This is a genomic window from Sphingobacterium olei (genome assembly GCF_005048855.1).
Taxonomy (GTDB): Bacteria; Bacteroidota; Bacteroidia; order Sphingobacteriales; family Sphingobacteriaceae; genus Sphingobacterium; species Sphingobacterium olei.
In genome coordinates this window covers 82,546-100,355 of record NZ_SUME01000010.1, presented here as the reverse complement: position 1 = coordinate 100,355, position 17,810 = coordinate 82,546, and the positions used below count along the sequence as shown (strand labels likewise).

At 38.1% G+C, this 17,810-nt stretch carries 14 protein-coding genes and 1 tRNA gene; 5 read left to right on the top strand and 10 right to left on the bottom strand.

Translation table 11 applies throughout. The features are described 5' to 3' along the window. Positions 1-72 precede the first annotated feature (72 nt). Entirely contained in the window at positions 73-672 is a 600-nt protein-coding gene (locus tag FAZ15_RS19770) for a TetR/AcrR family transcriptional regulator (protein ID WP_136903097.1), read from the bottom strand. A gap of 267 nt (positions 673-939) precedes the next feature. Between FAZ15_RS19770 and FAZ15_RS19765 the strand changes: the two genes are divergently transcribed. The 4 genes from FAZ15_RS19765 to FAZ15_RS19750 all read left to right on the top strand — a co-directional run bounded on the left by FAZ15_RS19765 (position 940) and on the right by FAZ15_RS19750 (position 2,748). After that, positions 940-1,386, top strand: coding sequence for an SRPBCC family protein (locus FAZ15_RS19765; RefSeq protein WP_136903096.1), 447 nt, complete (start codon positions 940-942; stop codon positions 1,384-1,386). A 51-nt stretch (positions 1,387-1,437) separates the two neighbouring features. Then, entirely contained in the window at positions 1,438-1,662 is a 225-nt protein-coding gene (locus FAZ15_RS19760; RefSeq protein WP_136903095.1) for a VF530 family protein, read from the top strand. Positions 1,663-1,830: 168 nt separating this feature from the next. Next, entirely contained in the window at positions 1,831-2,571 is a 741-nt protein-coding gene (locus FAZ15_RS19755) for a GIN domain-containing protein (RefSeq protein ID WP_136903094.1), read from the top strand. 103 nt (positions 2,572-2,674) lie between these two features. Further along, positions 2,675-2,748: transfer RNA gene (locus tag FAZ15_RS19750), tRNA-Pro, on the top strand. Positions 2,749-2,848: 100 nt separating this feature from the next. Here FAZ15_RS19750 and FAZ15_RS19745 read toward each other — a convergent pair. From FAZ15_RS19745 to FAZ15_RS19715, 7 genes are all read right to left on the bottom strand, one after another. Then, a complete protein-coding gene (locus FAZ15_RS19745; protein WP_136903093.1) occupies positions 2,849-3,295 on the bottom strand; it encodes a DoxX family protein in 447 nt (148 codons plus the stop codon). A 98-nt stretch (positions 3,296-3,393) separates the two neighbouring features. Then, positions 3,394-5,058, bottom strand: coding sequence for a PNGase F N-terminal domain-containing protein (locus FAZ15_RS19740; RefSeq protein WP_136903092.1), 1,665 nt, complete (start codon positions 5,056-5,058; stop codon positions 3,394-3,396). A 32-nt stretch (positions 5,059-5,090) separates the two neighbouring features. Beyond that, complete coding sequence (locus FAZ15_RS19735; protein WP_136903091.1) at positions 5,091-6,134, bottom strand: ferredoxin--NADP reductase; 1,044 nt, start codon at positions 6,132-6,134, stop codon at positions 5,091-5,093. Between the two features lie 106 nt (positions 6,135-6,240). Further along, on the bottom strand, positions 6,241-9,267 hold the full coding sequence (gene infB / locus FAZ15_RS19730) for a translation initiation factor IF-2 (protein WP_136903090.1): 3,027 nt from the start codon (positions 9,265-9,267) through the stop codon (positions 6,241-6,243). 102 nt (positions 9,268-9,369) lie between these two features. Then, positions 9,370-10,608 (bottom strand): transcription termination factor NusA, encoded by a 1,239-nt coding sequence (gene nusA, locus FAZ15_RS19725; RefSeq protein WP_136903089.1) that lies wholly within the window; start codon positions 10,606-10,608, stop codon positions 9,370-9,372. 2 nt (positions 10,609-10,610) lie between these two features. Continuing rightward, positions 10,611-11,075: a ribosome assembly cofactor RimP gene (gene rimP, locus FAZ15_RS19720; RefSeq protein ID WP_136903088.1), complete on the bottom strand. Its 465-nt coding sequence runs from the start codon at positions 11,073-11,075 to the stop codon at positions 10,611-10,613. A gap of 99 nt (positions 11,076-11,174) precedes the next feature. After that, positions 11,175-11,951 carry an XRE family transcriptional regulator gene (locus FAZ15_RS19715; protein ID WP_136903087.1) on the bottom strand — a complete coding sequence of 259 codons (777 nt, stop codon included), beginning with the start codon at positions 11,949-11,951 and terminating at the stop codon, positions 11,175-11,177. A gap of 103 nt (positions 11,952-12,054) precedes the next feature. Between FAZ15_RS19715 and FAZ15_RS19710 the strand changes: the two genes are divergently transcribed. Continuing rightward, entirely contained in the window at positions 12,055-12,372 is a 318-nt protein-coding gene (locus FAZ15_RS19710; RefSeq protein ID WP_136903086.1) for a GIY-YIG nuclease family protein, read from the top strand. A 63-nt stretch (positions 12,373-12,435) separates the two neighbouring features. Here FAZ15_RS19710 and FAZ15_RS19705 read toward each other — a convergent pair whose 3' ends face one another. Together FAZ15_RS19705 and FAZ15_RS19700 are read right to left on the bottom strand one after the other, a co-directional pair. Then, positions 12,436-15,540, bottom strand: coding sequence for a peptidase MA family metallohydrolase (locus FAZ15_RS19705; protein ID WP_317130497.1), 3,105 nt, complete (start codon positions 15,538-15,540; stop codon positions 12,436-12,438). Between the two features lie 55 nt (positions 15,541-15,595). Then, the gene (locus FAZ15_RS19700) at positions 15,596-17,809 is read right to left on the bottom strand and encodes a transglycosylase domain-containing protein (protein ID WP_317130496.1); all 2,214 of its coding nucleotides are present in this window, start codon (positions 17,807-17,809) and stop codon (positions 15,596-15,598) included. Position 17,810 lies beyond the last annotated feature (1 nt).

The following is a 17,810-nucleotide window of genomic DNA, read 5'->3' as shown; positions in this document are numbered from 1 at the left end:
TGTGTGTATTGTAGTATTACGTATTTAACATCGTTAAATAGTCTAACAATGTATTATTACAGACAAAAAAATTTACCCGGTTAGGGATCTGGTGATACCGTAAATGGCATCTTTAAGCACTTGTTGATTGGTAACATCACCGTTGCCTTGGTTGACCAAGTTGATCGAAATAAGTCCGTGAATAACTGACCAATAGGTGAAGTATTTTCGGCAGACCAATTCTTCGGACGGTTGTTGGTCCTTCATTACTTCGCGGATAACATCACTAATAATTTTACCATGGGATTCGACACATGTATAAGTCTTTTCCAGTCCGCAACAAGCGGTTCCCACACCAAACATAAGTTGGTAAAGTTCTCTTTCTTCAAAAGCAAAATCCCAATAGCTGAACCACATTGCTTCTAATTGTTTTTCCAAATCTGTTGTTTCATCCTTGGCATTTTTCACCTTTTTAGCAAGTAGTAGATATCCTTGATTGGCAAGTTCTGTTAAGATCGCCTCTTTATTAGCAAAATATTCATAAATCATGGGTGCAGTATATTCGATAATATCCGCTATCTTACGCATACTCAAAGCCTGCCATCCCTCTTCTTTAACAATCTGAAGAGAGGCATCGAGGATTTTATTTCTGTTGTCGTCTTTTAGACGTTGTATACGTTCTTTACTGCCCATTGTTTAAATATATAAAATCATTTAACAGTGTTAGGCAAAGTTCATTTTTTTTATATTATTTAATGACACGTTAATGTCATTAAATAATATAAATCTCTATCCTATTTAACGTAAGCGTTTTCTTATCATATGGCAAGTTTATTTCAAAAAAATAAGCCTAAAATTGATTTAAATAGCTGCGATTTTAAAAGCAATGACGAAATCAAAAACGATTAAAACAAAATACGGTAAACATCTATTATAATTAAAGCATTAATATAAATGACTATGAAAACTCTACTATATAATATCGACATTCAAGCACCCGTATCAAAAGTTTTCGATACCATGCTAAACAGAGATACATACAAACAATGGACATCGGAATTTAATCCTACTTCTGATTTTAAAGGTGGGTGGAATAAAGGCGACAAGATCTATTTTACTTCCACCAATGAGACAGGGAAATGTGAAGGGATGATCGCTCAAATTGCAGAACATATTCCAAATGAATACATCTCTATCCGACATTACGGCATATTGGACAACGATATCGAAATTACGGAGGGACCCGCAGTAGCGGGTTGGGCCGGAGCGCTGGAGAATTATACTTTTAAAGAAAATGGTGGTATTACAACCGTCGATATAGCGGTAGATACGAATGATGAATACGTTGCTTATTTTGACAAAACGTGGCCTAAGGCACTCAAACGTTTAAAGGAGATTTGCGAATAGGTTCTCTTCGATCTTTCCAATGAAAATGATAATTTTTATTACTTTTATCCTATGCAAGAACAACTCAACAATCCCTTACATGGAAAAAGATTAGATACTATCATTGAACACCTTGTGAGCTATTATGGAGGGTGGGAAGGTTTGGGTAAACGAATAAATATTAAATGTTTTAATGAAAACCCAAGCATGAAATCGTCCCTTACCTTTCTGAGAAAAACACCCTGGGCACGTCAGAAAGTCGAGGAGCTATATGTGCGGATCATCAATAAAAGATAATCTATTGTCTTCAGATACATTGGTTCACTTTCGTAAGTCATCGATGTTTACCGACAATATATCCGCGTTCACCGAAAGACAAAGGCCTTCGGCCTAATACGACAGATACCATTTATAATGAAATTAGTATTATTGCAACCATAAATTGCAAAATTAATTTAGTTAAACATGAAAAGTATCATCATTCTTCTAACACTTATTACCAACCTCGCGTTTGCACAAGAACAAGAAATAAGAAAAACGGGTTCTTACAATGGCATTTCAGTGGCCACCGGAATTGTTGCAGAGTACATCAAGTCGGATCGTCAGGAAGTAGTTGTACGAGTCGAGAAAAAAAGTGATCTACAATATATCAAAACAACGGTAGAAGATGGCACGCTTAAAATACATATTGAGAACAGCCGAGGTCTCAAAACCATACGTAATGTGAAAGTAGCAATATATGGAAATCAAGGTCTGAATACAATCACTATTTCATCAAGCGCTGTTCTTAACATCCATCCTGTAGTCGTATCCAATGATCTAAATATTCAGGTTTCTTCTTCCGGACAACTAAACATGAATGTAAAAGCTAAAAATATAACTGCCTCTATATCGTCCTCTGCAAAATATCAGGGAAAGGTGGAAAGCAATATATTGGTTTTAAAGGCGACAAGTAGTGCTAAGGCTGTGCTTACTGGAACAGCATCAACAGGCACTATTCAGACATCTTCAAGTGCTTCAGCAGATCTAAGTGGATTAAAGACAACAACAGCTACGGTAAATGCAAGTTCATCTGCGAAGTCCCTTATATGGGTAACGGAGGAATTAGAAGCAAATGCATCATCCAGCGCACGAATATCTTATAAAGGATCTCCTGCCAAAAGAAACTTTAATACTTCCTCGAGTGGAAAAGTGGCAGCACTATAAATACTTTTAAAACCAAAAGGTGTTTTTTGTTCAGAAGTTTTAATGATTTAAAATTTTACCGATCTATTTTTATTTATTGTTTTTTATTATACTTTTGCATTATCGGGATGTAGCGTAGCCAGGTATCGCGCCAGCATGGGGTGCTGGAGGTCGTAGGTTCAAATCCTGCCATCCCGACAATTTATTAGCCGTTTAATACTAACTTTACACCAACAAGCACCAATATTAACTCCGTATATTAAGCGAAAGGGGTATGTAAAGAAAAAGGTTCTTTACATTATATCTTACGCAGATAACCGGGTTTACGCATTGCATGGTCTAAAGAATACTTTCCGGAACCAACAATCAAAAACAAAATCAATAATAGTAATACAATCAACGACAGCCAAAACTCGGAGTTTAAAAAACTAAAACCATTGGTGATATTAACGAAAAATACAGCGCCAATCAAAATGGGAATTTGTATTAATACTGCTAACCGTGTAACTAATCCGAAGGCGATAAATATACCTCCAACCAAATGCGCAAAAGCAACATAATGCACTGCACCCCATATTGACAGTTGAAAATTAGTAAGCGCAATTAATCTAGCAACAGCATCCGTATCTGAAATAAAACTTATTCCTTTAAAAAAAATCAGAATGCCCAAAACAATTCTTAAATAATCAAGCCAACGAGGATGATGAGTATCTCCCCAATGTTCTATTTTGTACAATAGATTCATAACGACCTCCTTTTTAATTGGTTATATCAATTACTTATTCAACGTAAAAACATGCTTATTATTGTAGGAGGTATAATTATCTTTACCAGATGATTTTTTTAATAAATCAAAGCACCACTCACATTCCAAAAGCTCATGCTATCGCCTTCCCGGGGTCCCTGTGGAATATGAATACGAATGGTATGTTTACCGGCTTTTAGATTCCCTAAGTTGATGAAAATCGGGTTAGTAACGGTACCGGGACACCAATTTGAACGACTTAAATCTGATGAAGATAATCCGTTCTCAAAATTACCTGACACGGGATTATAAAGTCGGTAGCCACCACAGTCTAATCGCCATGGCGTAAACTGAAATGAAAGTCGCCCATTAAGATAGATACTATTTACTTTAGGCACAAATTCATCTCCATTTCCCCATCCACCATGTCCCGTTGTAATATATCTGAGCTGTACATTTTCAATATCTTTCGGAATATCAAACGTAAATTGCAGTCCCTTTTCCAGACCAAATAAAGTGGCGTAAGTTTGTCCTCCCATCTCCATCACGTTGGTTGTATTGAATAATGCGATGCTGCTTTTGCCTTTTGCATACGAAGAATTGCCAGAATGAATAGTGAGTTCCAGGCTCACTTTATGCCCCCCTTTATCATAATTTCCAATATAAGTTCCAATATAGACCTCTTTACCCGTAAGCACTTTCAAAAATTCGGAAATTTCTTGCCTATAGATGACGCTATCTTGCCAAGTCTTCCCTTTTAGGGTCAACCTATCATTAAAGTGACTCACGCCAAACGGAGTAAAAAAACGCATCAGCTCGTATACCGGACTGAATTTATCCGTTCGGATCATCCCTAGATAATTATTGCCATCTCCATTATCATAGCGAGGTAATGTCGTCATCCCATTTTTCATCCCGTCCAAAAAGGTAAGTTCCTGATCATCTGCGATTAAAAAAACGGATCCCGTACGATCGTAAGCATCTCCGTTTGATTTTTCAATCAGCTCAATGAACACCTGACTATTCCCTGCCACCTCTGGAATTTTGACTTTCTTTACGATTACCGTGCCTTCCGCGAAGCGTAATATAGAATCTGATTTAACCTGCTCGGGATTGAAAGATATTAGTTCATCTTTAAAAATTGGCACTTGAATAAAGCGACTCTTCCAAAGGATATCACGATATGTTAATTCGTCCAAAAGATATCGAGCTTCTGGTGGTTGAACCGAACTTGGAAATGTATCTACTTTTTCGATTTTTGTAGCGACTAAGCTGCTACTCCCGTTGCGCATGTACTCCAATACCAGACCAAGTGGAAGACCTGTTTCATTAGGAGCTCCATAAACATTTAGCTCGTTGGTATACCATATCTCTATTGCATTCGAATTAACAGATAGGCTAGCTTTCCGCGCACTGTGCCCCAGAATTAACTTGGTCTCACGAGTCTGATTATAAACATACTTACCAAAGACATTAGAATCCACCGCCGCTATTTTTTTATCCTTTGATAATGCCGTTTCTTTATAAAACAGCTTAGCCTGCTGATCTATAAAATAATATTCATGAGGAAATTTCTGTTCTCCCGACAGTATGCTTTCTTTGGTAATTGCAGAATAATCTGGACTTGCATAAACTACGATAGGTTCCTGTTTGGATATCTGTCCATTATAAAAAGACTGATAGGTAATTCTATACTTATCCTGACCTAAGGCTAAAGATAAAATACCCTGCGCTAAGAAAAACAATAAAACTATATTTTTCATCTATGTAATTACTTTTTTATCATTGTAAGATATTAAATAACTTCGATTGTAGTACCACTTGACAGGGGGTGTGAAGTGCAAATCAAGCATCTCCCATTTTCCACTTCCCGATCCGTAAGTACTTCGTTATAATCCATACGCACCTCTCCTTCAGTAACCTGAGAAATACAAGTACTGCACATACCCGATTTGCAGGAGTAGGGCAATTTTATTTTATGTTCTAAACCTACGTCGAGAATTGTTTTATTATACGGAATAATCAAATCGTATTCTTGCCCTTGGAACTTCAACTTAACCTCGTAACTTACCTTATCTACTGGTTCTTCCTCTTTCTCGTCTTCGTCCTCTTCCTCTTCTGGAAAATGAAATGTTTCCCGTTTTATCGTGTTATCTGGAAATCCCATACCTAAAAGGGTAAAACGACACAGATCCATATAGAAAACAGGTCCACAAGTATAGAACACCGCTTCCTCTCCCTCACTAAGGTTTGATTGTACCAAATCAATAATATAATCTCTGTTGAGGCGAGCACGTAATAAGTTCTTGGTATTGGACCAGATAAATTCAATCTTCAAACGCTTTGGATACCGCGTTTGCCAAGCCAACAACTCCTCGTAAAAAATCGTATTTTGTTGTGCGTTATTACTATATATCAATACTACTTTGCTTTTCTTTTCAGCCGTTAATGCCGTTTTCAGAATAGAATATAAAGGTGTAATTCCTACACCTGCCGCAAAAAGAAAAATAGTTCTTGAACTATCTTCCCGAGGTTCATACACAAATAATCCCTGCGGATCCATTACATGGATAACGTCGCCTACCCTAGTCTTATGATGCAGTAAACGGGATATTTCACCGTTATCGACACGTTTTACAGTGATTTCGGGCTTCTCTTCTAACGCCGGAGAGCTACTAAAGGAATATGATCTACGTACTTCCCTATCTCCAAACAAAAAGGATAAGGTCAAAAATTGACCGGCTTTGTAGGTTGGAAAAGCACTGTCAATATCATCAAAGCGTATGGTAATATTATGATTGGGTTGTCGAATAATTTCAGATACTCTAAACTTATGCATGTTTTAAAGATAAAATCTTCACAGAAAATAATCAAATAAATATTATAGGATATAAAAAATCCTGACACTAAGGTCAGGATTTCACTATGCTATTGTTGATAAGTTATTACAACTTACGTTTTACTTCTACTTGTTCGTATGCTTCCACGATATCGCCTACTTGGATATCATTGTATCGGTCAATATTCAGACCACATTCATATCCGAAAGAAACTTCTTTAACATCGTCTTTAAAGCGTTTCAATGAAGCTAATTTACCGGTATGAATTACAACACCTTCACGGATAATACGGATATCATTGTTACGATTGATTTTACCGCTCAATACCATACAACCTGCAATTGTACCGACTTTAGAGATTTTAAATGTTTCGCGGATCTCAACTTCAGCAACGATTTTCTCTTCAAATTTCGGAGCCAACATACCTTCCATCGCAGATTTAATCTCTTCGATTGCATCGTAAATGATGGAGTAAAGACGGATATCGATCTGCTCACCTTCGGCTAGTTTACGTGCACCTTGTGAAGGACGAACCTGGAAACCAATAATAATTGCGTCTGATGCAGATGCTAACAATACATCGGACTCAGAAATCGCACCTACAGATTTGTGAATGATATTCACTTGGATTTCGTCGGTAGATAATTTCAATAACGAATCGGACAACGCTTCGATAGAACCATCCACATCACCTTTAACAATGATATTAAGTTCCTTAAAGTTACCGATAGCCAAACGACGGCCAATTTCATCCAAGGTAATGTGTTTCGTAGCACGCATACCTTGTTCACGCTGTAATTGAAGACGTTTATTTGCCATTTGACGAGCTTCTGACTCACTCTCCATAACATATATCTTATCTCCTGCAGTCGGCGCACCAGCCATACCCAAAATCTGTACTGGCTGAGATGGTCCGGCTTCTTTCACACGTTCGCCACGCTCATTAGTCAAAGCTTTCACCTTACCAGAATGTGAGCCTGCTAATATTGGGTCTCCGACGCGGAGAGTACCACCCTGAACTAATACCGTAGTAACGATACCACGCCCTTTATCTAAAGCTGCTTCAATGACTGAACCTACAGCACGTTTCGTAGGATCCGCCTTAAGGTCAAGCAATTCAGCTTCTAATAATACTTTTTCTAATAAAAGTTCAACATTTAAACCCGTCTTAGCAGAAATCTCTTGCGCTTGGTATTTACCGCCCCACTCTTCCACTAGGATATTCATTGCGGATAATTGTTCACGCACACGGTCTGCATTCGCTCCCGGTTTATCCACTTTCGTGAAGGCAAATACAATCGGTACGCCAGCCGCCTGAGCGTGATTAATTGCTTCTTTTGTCTGAGGCATCACGGCATCATCTGCTGCAACGACGATAATAACAATATCTGTCACCTTAGCACCACGTGCACGCATGGCAGTAAAGGCCTCGTGGCCCGGAGTATCTAAAAATGTAATCTTTCTACCATCTTCTAGTTTAACGGCATATGCACCAATATGTTGCGTAATACCACCAGCTTCACCCCCTGTCACATTTGCCTTACGGATATAATCCAATAACGATGTCTTACCATGGTCAACGTGCCCCATTACAGTTACAATCGGTGCTCGGGAGATCAAGTTTTCCTCAGTATCCGGTTCTTCCAGTTCTGCAACCTCTTCATCCTCCGGCTTGATAAATTCTACTTTGTATCCAAATTCATCTGCTACGATAGTCAATGTTTCTGCGTCCAATCGCTGGTTGATAGACACAAACATACCCAAGCTCATACACGTACCTATTACCTGTGTAACTGGAACGTCCATCAGATTTGCCAATTCGTTAGCTGTAACAAATTCTGTTACTTTTAACACTTTGGACATCATTTCTTGTTCCAATGCTGCTTCTTCTGCAGAAGTGGCTATATCATCACGTTTTTGACGACGCAATTTGGCGCGCTGTGCAAATTTACCTGATTTACCTGCACCACTTAAACGAGCAAGCGTTGCTTTGATTTGATCTTGAATCTCTTTTTCCGACAATTCTTCCTTAGGAGCGTCCTGTCTTCCTCTATTTTGGAAATTTGGTCGCCCTTTACCAGGTTGATTACCTCCTGGACCTCCAGGTCTGCTGTGGTTTCTGTTGTCAGGACGTTGCCCTGCACCAGGTGCATTTGTATGGGTACCAGGACCTCTATTTTGACCGCCTTGACCTTGTTGTTGGTTATTTTGATCATTTGGAGATACCGGTGTATTTGGCTTATTTGTACGCTTACGTTTACGTTTGTTGTCGGCATTTGCGTTAGAAGAAGATGCCACAGGCTTTTCTTTTGGTTTGAAAGTAGGCAATACAATCTTACCTATAACCTTTGGTCCTTCTAATTTTTCTGAACGGGCACGAATTACATCGTCCTGAGGTTTCGCTGGAGCTTCTGTCTTAGTAACGGGGGTAACCGTCTTAGGTTCTTCTTTTTTCTCCTCTGCCTTTACCATGGGAACCGGTCTAGATTCCTCTCTTTTCGGTAGTTCAACTTTCGGAGTTTCTACTACAGACTCTTCAATCTTAGGCGTTTCAATCTTAGGTGTTTCCACTTTCGGTTCTTCCTTCTTCGGTTCTTCCGCTACAACCTTAGGTTCTTCTTTCTTCTCCTCAACTTTTTCAGGTTGGGAAGTTTGCTCTGGATTAACTATTTCTTCTTCTTTCTTTTTCGACTTACCTCTACTCAAGCTATCCAAATCAATTTTACCTACTACTTTAAGCTGATTTCCAGCATCTTCTTCTTTCTTCGATTCGGATTTTGTTGGAGATTCAAGCGCAGCAGCATTACTTACATTCTTGATTAAGATTTCCTTAACCTCTTTTGTATCGTCGTTCTCAGAGGCATTAGAATCCAGAGAAGGTGTATTCCCTCCTGTTGAAGGTGATTCATCGCGACGAATTTTGCCAATGACAATTTGCTTAGCCTCGTCTTTAACGATCTTATCACCCCGGAATTCATGCAAAAGAACATTGTACATATCCGAAGATAATTTAGTGTTAGGTTTTGATTCTACCTCAAATCCCTTTTTTGCCAAATATTCTACGGCAGTCCCAATACCTATATTAAGTTCTTTTGCTGCTTTAAGTAAGTTTATACTTTTACCTTCTGTCATCTATTATTAACCTCTAAAAATTTTAGTCTTTACAAAAATATGTTTTTTTTACACGCAAATAACAAATATTTACATTTTGTTTTTGGTGATGCAGGCACATAGTTATTCAAACTCAGCTTGCAATATGCGAACTATCTCTTGGATAGTATCTTCTTCTAAATCCGTACGACGAACTAATTCTTCATGCGATAGTGTTAAAACAGATTTTGCACTATCCAATCCAACTCGTTTTAATTCATCGATGATCCAGCTATCGATTTCATCTGCGAATTCTTCGATATCCACATCCTCCTCGATTTCATCATTTTCACGGTATACATCAATCTCATAACCTGTCAATTTTCCAGCCAACTTGATATTATGACCACCACGTCCGATTGCTAAAGAAACCTGATCAGGTTTTAAGTACACTGCTGCAGCCTTACCATCTTCATCAATTTTGATGGAAGAAATCCGAGCTGGGCTCAACGCACGCGTAATATAAAGCGAATGGTTTGTCGTGAAATTGATTACATCGATGTTTTCATTCCGCAGTTCGCGCACGATACCGTGAATACGAGATCCTTTCATACCTACACAAGCACCTACCGGATCTATACGGTCATCATACGATTCGACTGCAACTTTAGCGCGCTCTCCTGGTTCGCGAACAATTTTCTTGATGGTAATCAACCCATCGAAAATTTCAGGAACTTCCAATTCAAATAAACGTTGTAGGAATTCAGGTGCAGTACGTGAAATAATAATCTTAGGATTACTATTCATCATATCTACCTTAGAAACTACGGCACGAATACTATCTCCTTTTTTGAAATAATCGGCAGGAATTTGCTCTGTTTTTGGAAGAATAAGTTCATTACCATCTTCGTCCAGCACCAAAATTTCCTTTTTCCAGATTTGATATACTTCCCCTATTACCAATTCGCCTTCACGATCCTTATACTTTTTGAATACTTCGTCTTTTTCTAATTCCAATACTTTAGAAACTAATGTCTGACGAGCAGCTAAAATAGCACGACGCCCAAAACTTTCTAATGTAATCTGCTCTATATGTTCGTCCCCTACCTCTAAGTCTGGATCGTATTGATGTGCTTCTGCAAGTTCGATTTCAAGATCGTCGTCTTCAGAAAATCCGTCTTCCATTACAACACGGGTTCTCCAAATTTCCAAATCCCCATTATCTGGATTTACAATAACGTCTACGTTTTCATCTGTACCAAAACGTTTACGAATCATACTACGAAATACTTCTTCAAGCACTGTGATTACCGTCGGACGGTCAATATTTTTGAACTCTTTAAACTCCTGAAAAGAGTCAATCAAATTGATATTGCTGCTCATTTTTATTTAAATGAAATTAAAACCTTTGTTTCTTTTATTTGGCTTAAGGGAAATACAGCTTCTTTTATTTCAGCTTTCTTTCCTTTTTCTTTTACTTTTTCTTCAATTGTAAGTTCTTGCGCTGTTGCAGCGATCAATTTACCTTCTTTTGCAGTCCCATCCTCTAGCTTCAATCGTACATCACGTCCTATATTTTTCATATACTGACGCAACAACACAAGTGGAGAATCAATACCTGGCGAAGAGACTTCTAAACGATATGCAGTTTCTATTACATTCTCTTCTTCAAGATGAAAACCAACATGTCTGCTTACTTTAACGCAATCGTCTATAGAAATCCCCTGATCACCGTCTAGCAAAATCGCTAACACCCCATTACTCTGCATTTTGATGCTTACGATAAATAAATCGTCACGATCTCCAATTTTTTCTTCTACTAATTCCTTTACCCGTTGTTCAACTTGCATATTCTAATCATTGAATTAAAAAAGGGGGCATACGATGCCCCCTTCCTTTCAGATACCACAAAGGTATAAAATTTTTCACAGAAACAAAAATCCGTACTATTATTTTTTCGTATCTACCACTGAATTAATAGTTTTCTGCATTTGAGCCATCATAGAAGTTAACGTTTCCATCGTAGGCTCCGCTACAGGTTCCGGAAGTTCGGTCGATATAAAAGCTTTAGCTTTCCATATTTCCAAAATATCAGCAGGCCCAACCCAATACGATTCATAAACTTTATTATCAGAAACAAGTTTAAGTCCTTTATCTTCTTTATATTTAAAAGCAATACGTTTATACACCACTCCCTCATCTTTTGAGATCACTACATATGTCTGACCTGGCTTTATATCATTCCAATTCTCAACATATTCACCTATAATGACACTACCCGACGGCAATGGTAACATGGAATCCCCTTTGATCTCAAAAGCTCTATACGTCCCCTGATTGAACATAGGAAGATTGAATTTTGGCAATTCCTTTACATACTCCGGATCTGCATATCCATTAAGATACCCTGCACTGGCTTTTATAGGCACTAGCTCTATATTCTCCCGATCTGATTGATCCACTGTAATACTCAGCACGCGTAAGTTAGAGGCATTTCCTTTAGGGGTAGGCTTCCATTTTTCATCGATTACATCATTAGCCAATTCATCCATCGAGAGCGCGTAATAATCAGCTATTTTCTTTAGCAACTCATACTTAGGCTCCGCTCTATCTTCTTCATATGCGCCCACCGAAGCACGTTTAATATCCATTACATCCGCAAATTGCTGTTGAGTAAGTCCTTTATTTTTTCTTAAATATTTAAGATTAGAAGCGATGTTTGACATAATATTTTTTTAAATATATTTTTAAATACTAAAATTATTAGTAATATTGTACCAATAAAATTAGTGAAGAAAAAACATAAAACCAAATAATTTAGCAAATAACATGAAAAAACACTGTATTTACATAATAACAGATAGCAACAGACTGTATCTAGAAGTAGGATACTGCAAAGATGTATTCTTAAAACTTCATGAAATTGAACAAGCTGACGGGCCTTTGTTTTCTTCTGCTCCTAAATTTAATAGAATAATATATAGTGAAGAACTTCCTTCTTTTGAAGCGGCACAAAAACGCGTTGATGAAATTAAACACTTTACACGGATGCAAAAAGAAAGACTCATTAGAAAACATAACCCAAACTGGTTAAATATCATCCAGAGATCAGCGCCGCATACAAAAAAAGCCGTTGTTTATGCCTAAGCTTAAACAACGACCTTAACAACCTCAACACGCATCATCTTACGTGCAAACTCAAAGATTAGACTACCATCCCGGCGCAAAGTTTAGTCCGAATGTACCAAATTTTGAACGTGTCTTGTTAATAGGGATCGCATAATACGGTTCAAGAATCATTGCCCCAAATAAATTCACGCGTAGTGAAACTCCTGTACTGAAAACCGGCATCCTTACATTTGAATCATAATAAGTGATAGTCTGGCCATTTTCTGTTTCTGTGATTAAATCCGCATCCGTTTTATTCCACTTCACCGTGTTTCCTTTGCTCCAAGCCAATCCGGCGTCTACAAAGAAATTAAGATCGGAAAATAAGAATCCAGATTTTAACACGGCGAGTTTCTCTGGCCCGGTAAATGGCAAACGAACCTCAAAATTAGCAACAGCCATCCGTGAGCCCATTAAATCAGACCAACTTATTTTTCCGGAAGTATCGAAATCACCATTTTCGAACCCTCTTACCAAATAGGGATAACCAATGTACATTCCGTACAATTGATCCTCATCTTTACCTACACGCATATAGGAATACACTCTTGCTGCTAACGTGATCGGTTTAAAGCGTTGATATTTACGAACATCAACATTTATTGTTGAAAAATTATAGTCGCCAAATACACGACCATATTCCAATCGATACCTAAATCCCTGTAAAGGTGCGGCTATACCAAAAACCGCATTATCCCCTACAAATCCTGCGCTTGTTTGTTGTAGAAAAGCAGATTGAAAATTACCAAGGCCTAGTTCCCGTGCTTCTTGATTCGACAACTTTTCACGATCTCCGTAGCCATAGTAATAACTTTGACGCCATTTTTCAACTCTGTAATTATATTGGGAAACTGCTCCACCTAATTCAAACCGATGATGCCTATTGAATGGATAAGCCACAAATGCATCAAACTGCGTTTGGAATTGACGGATCATATAAGTGTTAATTGAATATTCATCACCATATCCAAAATCCTCAAGTTCGTAACTATTGAAACCATACCGAAAAGGAATATGCGACAGAGATCCCCCCCAATTCCAGCGGCTGCGTTGGTTAATATACGCTACTTGACCTCCAAAATCATAAATCTCGCCATTGATATTAAGTGCGGCAAAAATCTGATTATATCCCAAAATATCAGAGAACATCCCTTGTACACCACTCGCAATACCTGCACCATAGCGAGATCCTACAGACATCCCCACACCGCTATTTGCTAGATAATCTAATTTAAACTTTGGTTGATACGCTATATTATTTATCTGCGAATCATCAATCCGTTGAAACACATTAAAGTTCTGCAAGTTCGTATTGACAACATTTATTCCCCGATTTACATTTGGCGGAAGCATCGCTGCATTAAAGTCCGTCACATTGCCATCTACGACCTGAGCTTGAAAATCCGTACTTTTTGCTTTATAGACGGTATATTGATTCTTTTTATAATAAGAATATACGATTTCGTCGTTTGCAGAGATACTCATGGCAGGAGAATATTCCGTAATGCCGCTTATACCAGTAAAATAATCCGTTAATTTTTCTACAGTATTCGAATTAATAAGGTAACGGTACATATTCCTAAAACCATCTCCATTGGAAAGGAAATAGATTTCTTGATCATTCGACGAAAAATGTGGATTCAAATTATTTGCCCCGGGAAATATTTCAATATTTCGAATTTCTTTGCTAACAACATTAATTATAGCCAAATTCATCGGAATATCCACTGAACGGGAGTCCGACTGTAAAGCAACCCGATCTGTACTGAATACTATATATTTACCGTCACGGGAAAAACTAGGTTGAAAATCGGAGTAAAGATCATTTGTTAGTTGATTAAGTTGCTTCGTCTTCAAGTTATAAATATAGATGTCACTATGTCCATTTCTTAAACCAGAGAAAGCAACTTTGTCCCCTTCGGGCGACCAAGTAATATTTGTAAACTCTATTATATCGGCCATAGATTCGACAAATACAACCTTCCCGGTTTGTACATCTACAGACATCAATTTGTTTTTGCCATCACTAAAAACACTAAAAGCAAACTGCTTAGAATCCGGAGAAAATGTTCCTGCTGATTCTAAAAAGCTAAATTCATCGATATCACTATTTGTCAATTTGCTCCCCAACTTTCGTATCGTTTTTCCTGTGTTGGCATCCGCCAAAAAGAGATCGATACTAAAGAGATCCTGTTCCGAAAGATAAACGACATATTTCCCATCCGGAGAAATTGTAGGAGAAACATTCATCCGACCTCCGTTTGTACGATTTATCAGACTAATACCGATCGGATTAGAAGTAGTATCCTTATTCAGATTACGATAAGTGCTCTCCATGCTATTCTTCCATAACGTTGAAATCGTCTGCGCATCATAACCAAATACACGACGGATAGCATTTTCATACCCATATTTCGCAGTTTCAATAAATAAAGGCATAATTACAGTATCTCCATAAGTAGATCCAATATACGACCAAAATGCCTGACCATATCGATAAGGAAAATAATTATACGACTGCTCTGTCATCTGTCTAAGGGATGGAATATCCTTATTGACATAGGCATCACGCATCCACATCGAGGTGAACGCATCTTTTTTACCAATAGAAAAGTATTCGGCCATACCTTCTATCATCCACAATGGAATATTACCGATACTTTCCAAACGAGTAGAATCAGTCCCCTCCATCAACACCCGATATTGAAAGGCATGCACCAATTCATGTCCCAAAACATGCCTAGTCTGCTGATTAATCTGCATAATGGGCATTACCACCCTTTGTTTAAAGGCCTCTGTCACACCGCCCGTTCCGACACCTATCTCGCCAGAAATAGCTGTAGTCTGTTGAAATTCCGGATGATTATTATAAATAATCAATGGATTTTTCCGCGAGAACGTATCTTGAAATACCTGTTGATGCAATTCATACCATACTTCGCTCTCCTTAGCTAGCCATTTCACCAGCGTATCATTCTCTAAATAATAATACATATTAAAGTGCGGTGTATCATAAACTTTAAAATTCAGCTTTTTATAGCGCATTTTATTCTGCCCAAAATATTGTGCAGATGCAGGTATGACTACCATTAACATTAAAAATGCTACAAAAAAACGGCTAATCGTAATGGTTAAATTCTTTTTCATAATTGTTAGCATAATGCCTAAAATAATAAATTCCTTCCCCTTATTATATCAATATCTAAATATTTTCGTCGGAATCCGCATTTGAACTGGAATTTTGCGGCAAACTTGGTCTTATCTGCGGTAAAGTGGGCAACATATTAACATCAATATCTCCCAATGAATCCCGTTCTGCCCTTACAGTATCTTGTTGCACCGGAATTCGAGGACTAGGACACTTATATTCTTTTTTGATCTCTACTGTTGCTTCCGGAAATTCCCCAAAGGTCACACCAAATTCTGGATTTTTATATATCTCTTCCATAAACGCCGCATAAATTGGCAATGCCGTTTTAGAACCTTCTCCAGTTTGCGAATTTTTAAAATGTATACTCTGCTCATCACACCCCACCCATACGCCAGCTACCAAATCCTTGGTCACGCCCATATACCAACCATCGACATAGTCTGAAGAAGTCCCTGTTTTACCACCAATTTCGTTATTATTACGAAATAGGTCCCATTCCCAAAGTGCTTGTGACGTGCCACCTGGCTCTTCTATCGTACCTCTAAGCATATACGTCATCAACCACGCATTCTCAGGATCTACTACTTGCTTTTGATCTGATTTAAACTCTGCTATTGTATGCCCCTCCATATCCACAATTTTAGAAACCAAGATCGGCTCCGTTTTTTTACCCGCATTCATAAATGTACTATATGCCCGTACCATTTCGAATACCGATACGTCATTAGATCCTAATCCTACAGAAGGGACAGGTTCCAATTTACTTTCTATTCCACATTGGTGCGCTACTTCCACGACTTTATCCCATCCCACATCTTGCGTGACCTGTGCAGTGATAGAATTAAGCGATCTAGCCATCGCCCATCTTAATGACATATTTTGATGGGAAAATGTCCAATCCGCATTCTTCGGTTCCCAAACCTCAGCTTCTCCTTTTAAATTGACAAAATCAATTTTAATGGGTTGATCGACATATTTATCACAAGGTGTCATTCCAGATTCCAACGCCGCCAGATAGGCAAAAGGTTTAAATGTGGATCCCGCCTGACGTTTAGATTGGTTGACATGGTCAAATTTGTAGAAAGAATGGTTAATGCCACCGATCCAGACTTTTATTTCACCATTATACGGATCCATTGCCATCATACCCGTATTCAGCATCACGATATAATGTCTTAAAGAATCCATAGTAGAATAATTTACTTCTTCCATACCGTTCCAAGTGAATACTTTCATTTTCTTTTTCTGATCCAAAACGGAAAAGACAGAGTCCTCATCATGATATTTCTCCATCAATTCCTTATATATTGGAAGCTTACGTGCATGGTTTTCCAAAAAATCAGGCAACACTTCTCCTGACTTATCGCGCCAAGGCTCTTGACCACGCCAAGTATTTTCCAGCCTGCGCTGCAGCTCTTTCATCTGTTTTGCCACGACATCTTCAGCGATTTTCTGCATCCTTGAATCAATAGTAGTATATATTTTTAGTCCTGCCTTATAAATATCTATTTCATTGTCTTGACTCCATTTATCCAACCACCGTTCCACAGCAGCACGTAAGTAAGAATCATTTGCATCCCTATTATCTTGATGATTTAAGTTTAATTTTAACGAATCTTGACTAAGAAGCGCGACTTCGGCAGAAGAAATAAAATTTGCTTTTTGCATCTGACTCAGTACCACGTTTCTCCTTTGAAGTGCATTTTTAGGATTACGCGTAGGATTATAAATAGTTGTACCCTTCAACATGCCGATCAACAATGCACTCTCATTAACTTGAAGCGCACTTGGCAGCTTATTGAAATACCGAAGAGATGCAGACTTGATCCCATATGCATTGTTACTAAAAGAAACAGTATTCAAATACATCGTAATGATTTCGTTCTTCGAATATTTTTGTTCCAGCTTATAGGCAGTCATCCACTCTTTATATTTAGTAATGAGAATATTAATCCCAGGGATTCTGCTTAAATATCCCTGTGAATGAGCGTAACGCGTACGGTATAAGTTTTTTGCAAGCTGTTGCGTAATTGTACTAGCTCCACGCGGATCTCCTTTCAACGTTGAAACCGCTCCTGAAATTAATCCCAAAAAATCAATACCATTATGTTTATAGAATCTAATATCTTCTGTCGCAATCAACGCTTCCAAAACTGAAGAAGCAATACTATCATAGGACACCGGATCCCTATCTTCTTCAAAATAACGGCCAATCAACACCGAATCAGCCGTATATACCTCAGAAGCTACATTTAATGTAGGCATA

What these genes read in the sequence shown, in the direction of transcription:
- FAZ15_RS19745 (WP_136903093.1), bottom strand. Translation starts at nt 3,295, where the DNA reads ATGAATCTATTGTACAAAATAGAACATTGGGGAGATACTCATCATCCT.
- FAZ15_RS19765 (WP_136903096.1), top strand. Translation starts at nt 940, where the DNA reads ATGAAAACTCTACTATATAATATCGACATTCAAGCACCCGTATCAAAA.
- nusA (WP_136903089.1), bottom strand. Translation starts at nt 10,608, where the DNA reads ATGAGCAGCAATATCAATTTGATTGACTCTTTTCAGGAGTTTAAAGAG.
- FAZ15_RS19760 (WP_136903095.1), top strand. Translation starts at nt 1,438, where the DNA reads ATGCAAGAACAACTCAACAATCCCTTACATGGAAAAAGATTAGATACT.
- FAZ15_RS19755 (WP_136903094.1), top strand. Translation starts at nt 1,831, where the DNA reads ATGAAAAGTATCATCATTCTTCTAACACTTATTACCAACCTCGCGTTT.
- FAZ15_RS19770 (WP_136903097.1), bottom strand. Translation starts at nt 672, where the DNA reads ATGGGCAGTAAAGAACGTATACAACGTCTAAAAGACGACAACAGAAAT.
- FAZ15_RS19740 (WP_136903092.1), bottom strand. Translation starts at nt 5,058, where the DNA reads ATGAAAAATATAGTTTTATTGTTTTTCTTAGCGCAGGGTATTTTATCT.
- FAZ15_RS19735 (WP_136903091.1), bottom strand. Translation starts at nt 6,134, where the DNA reads ATGCATAAGTTTAGAGTATCTGAAATTATTCGACAACCCAATCATAAT.
- rimP (WP_136903088.1), bottom strand. Translation starts at nt 11,075, where the DNA reads ATGCAAGTTGAACAACGGGTAAAGGAATTAGTAGAAGAAAAAATTGGA.
- FAZ15_RS19705 (WP_317130497.1), bottom strand. Translation starts at nt 15,540, where the DNA reads ATGAAAAAGAATTTAACCATTACGATTAGCCGTTTTTTTGTAGCATTT.
- FAZ15_RS19700 (WP_317130496.1), bottom strand. Translation starts at nt 17,809, where the DNA reads ATGCCTACATTAAATGTAGCTTCTGAGGTATATACGGCTGATTCGGTG.
- FAZ15_RS19710 (WP_136903086.1), top strand. Translation starts at nt 12,055, where the DNA reads ATGAAAAAACACTGTATTTACATAATAACAGATAGCAACAGACTGTAT.
- FAZ15_RS19715 (WP_136903087.1), bottom strand. Translation starts at nt 11,951, where the DNA reads ATGTCAAACATCGCTTCTAATCTTAAATATTTAAGAAAAAATAAAGGA.
- infB (WP_136903090.1), bottom strand. Translation starts at nt 9,267, where the DNA reads ATGACAGAAGGTAAAAGTATAAACTTACTTAAAGCAGCAAAAGAACTT.